The following is a 2,039-nucleotide window of genomic DNA, read 5'->3' as shown; positions in this document are numbered from 1 at the left end:
CGCGTCGCCATCTTCGTGGATACCTAGAACGTCTACTACACCGTGCGCGAAGCCTACGGCAAACACTTCGATTACCGCCGGTTCTGGTTGAAGGTGACGGCTAGCCGAGAAGTCGGGTGGCCTTTTTGCCGATAAGAGGTATGCCTCGCACTTTCGGAGACGTGCATGGACGACGCAGAAAAGATCATAGCCAATGCGGTAGCGTTTGCCAGGCGTAATAAGAAGCGGATCGCACGTGAACGAACGGACCCAAGACGATACGAACCTGAAGAGCGGCCTATCTCGATCTTCATGGCGGGCTCACCCGGAGCGGGAAAGACCGAGATCGCCAAGGAATATGTTGCGGCGCTCGATGAGCTAAAGGCGGAAGGGATCGACGGCCTCGGTAATATACTGCGGATAGACCCGGATGACTTGCGGGAGGAAATGCCAGGCTATACCGGCAACAACTCTTGGCTGTTCCAGGGCGCTGTGTCGATTCTGGTGGAAAAAATTCACGACCTTATGCTGAAGCAGCGGCAGTCGTTCATTCTGGACGGCACTTTGGCGAGCTTCGATATTGCTAGCAAGAACATCGCTCGTTCGTTGCAGAAAGCTCGGGATGTGCAGATATTCTATGTCTATCAACATCCTCGATTAGCGTGGCAGTTCGTTTGCAGCCGCGAAAAGGTAGAAGGGCGCCATATCCCGCTCGAAGGCTTCATCCGGCAATTTCTGGATGTTCAGGAAGTGGTGAGTCGCATCAAACGGGATTTTGGCGAGCAAGTCGTGCTGGACATGATCATCAAGAATACGGATGGCACGAATCAACGCTGGGAGTCGGATATCGACTCGATTGATGCTTACCTGCCTGAGCGCTACACTTGTGACCAGTTGGAAAGCCTGCTGACAGGCGAGGATGAAACATGAAAGATCGAATTGCGAAATCGACCCCGTTGACGCAGTTTGCGCGCCATACGACCGCTGAGCAGAAGCAGGCGATGCGTAAGAAAGTCATCGACAATGCCATTGCTCGTCAAAAGCGCGTCCTTGAGCAGGCGAAGAATCAGCGCTGAGGGTCCATCGCGCTAGCTCACCTTGAGATGAACATCATAGGAACTCGCCCGCTGGCGGGTTCCTTTTTTGGTGTGTCAGGGAGGGCGTGTAGCGCTTTGACGGTGCTGTTTCGGTTCAGGTGGTGCTGGCCGAATGATTGGTCTCCGGCGATGGCGACTTCGATCTGCTGCTGGGGTGAGGCGGCCAGCCGAACCCACTATCCGGCTGGCCCAACGGTGTTTCGACCAACCGGACGCTGATTCCGGCAGCTTCGCGATTACCTTGATTTCAAAGTTGAATCCATAGAGCCAGGTGATACCGACGGCGGTCAGCGTCGGATGAGATGCGCTCCCCCAGAACTCGGGCACTACCTTTCCTGGGTGGTATATAGCGTGGACAGCAGGGCCGATTCGTGAAGTGTCGATTCGTGAAGTGCCGGTCAGTTCGCCGGCACGATGCCGGCGAACTGACCGAGGTTCTTTCAGGTCTGTTCCGTCTCGGTCCCCCCTTTGGCGCGCTTCTTGTCCTTGAAGGCGACCAGGAAGAGTAGCAGCACGGCGATGGCGAAGCATGCGGGGAACAGCCAGATGCCTTGCCAGTCATGCCCGTCGGCGGTGGCGTAGTGGTCGGTGACCAGGCCGGCGACCCAGAAGCCGATCAGCATCCCGACCCCGTAGGTAGCCAGCGTGATCATTAGGCCTCTTCTCTGAAGCCGAGCGCATCGGGCGTACGGTACCATGCACTCACAAGCCAACGCTCGCCTAATGGGCTGGCGCTTCACTGCCTGCCGAGGGGCTATTTGCCATGACGCGCGTCGCCATCTTCGTGGATACCCAGAACGTCTACTACACCGTGCGCGAAGCCTACCGCAAACACTTCGACTATCGCCGGTTCTGGGCGAGGGTGACGGCGAACCGGGAGGTGCTGGCCGCGCGCTGCTATGCCACCGACAAGGGCGACACGAAGCAGCGCGAGTTCCAGAACATTCTCCGCTCGATCGGCTT

General features: G+C 57.3%; 4 protein-coding genes and 1 pseudogene. 4 read left to right on the top strand and 1 reads right to left on the bottom strand.

What is annotated here, in order from left to right:
• The 3 genes and pseudogenes from OP495_RS17395 to OP495_RS17385 all read left to right on the top strand — a co-directional run.
• Positions 1–114 (top strand): annotated as a pseudogene (locus OP495_RS17395) (NYN domain-containing protein); the annotation flags it as partial.
• Between the two features lie 51 nt (positions 115–165).
• Positions 166–909, top strand: coding sequence for a zeta toxin family protein (locus OP495_RS17390; protein ID WP_280571006.1), 744 nt, complete (start codon positions 166–168; stop codon positions 907–909).
• Complete coding sequence (locus OP495_RS17385; protein WP_280562891.1) at positions 906–1,055, top strand: hypothetical protein; 150 nt, start codon at positions 906–908, stop codon at positions 1,053–1,055. The genes OP495_RS17390 and OP495_RS17385 overlap by 4 nt, the downstream gene beginning before the upstream one ends.
• Before the next feature lie 461 nt (positions 1,056–1,516).
• Here the strand turns inward: OP495_RS17385 and OP495_RS17380 are convergent, their stop codons facing one another.
• On the bottom strand, positions 1,517–1,729 hold the full coding sequence (locus OP495_RS17380; protein WP_280571004.1) for a hypothetical protein: 213 nt from the start codon (positions 1,727–1,729) through the stop codon (positions 1,517–1,519).
• Positions 1,730–1,839: 110 nt separating this feature from the next.
• Between OP495_RS17380 and OP495_RS17375 the strand changes: the two genes are divergently transcribed.
• Positions 1,840–2,039, top strand: a 200-nt coding sequence (locus OP495_RS17375) for an NYN domain-containing protein (RefSeq protein ID WP_280571002.1), incomplete at its 3' end; no start/stop codon positions are given.

The organism is Chromohalobacter sp. 296-RDG, from assembly GCF_029889885.1.
Lineage (GTDB): Bacteria > Pseudomonadota > Gammaproteobacteria > Pseudomonadales > Halomonadaceae > Chromohalobacter.
Note: the sequence above shows the minus strand (reverse complement) of the source record. Positions and strands in the feature narration are given on the sequence as shown.

Excerpts from the sequence above, each read along its gene's own strand:
- OP495_RS17390 (WP_280571006.1), top strand. The coding sequence starts at position 166 with ATGGACGACGCAGAAAAGATCATAGCCAATGCGGTAGCGTTTGCCAGG.
- OP495_RS17385 (WP_280562891.1), top strand. The coding sequence starts at position 906 with ATGAAAGATCGAATTGCGAAATCGACCCCGTTGACGCAGTTTGCGCGC.
- OP495_RS17380 (WP_280571004.1), bottom strand. The coding sequence starts at position 1,729 with ATGATCACGCTGGCTACCTACGGGGTCGGGATGCTGATCGGCTTCTGG.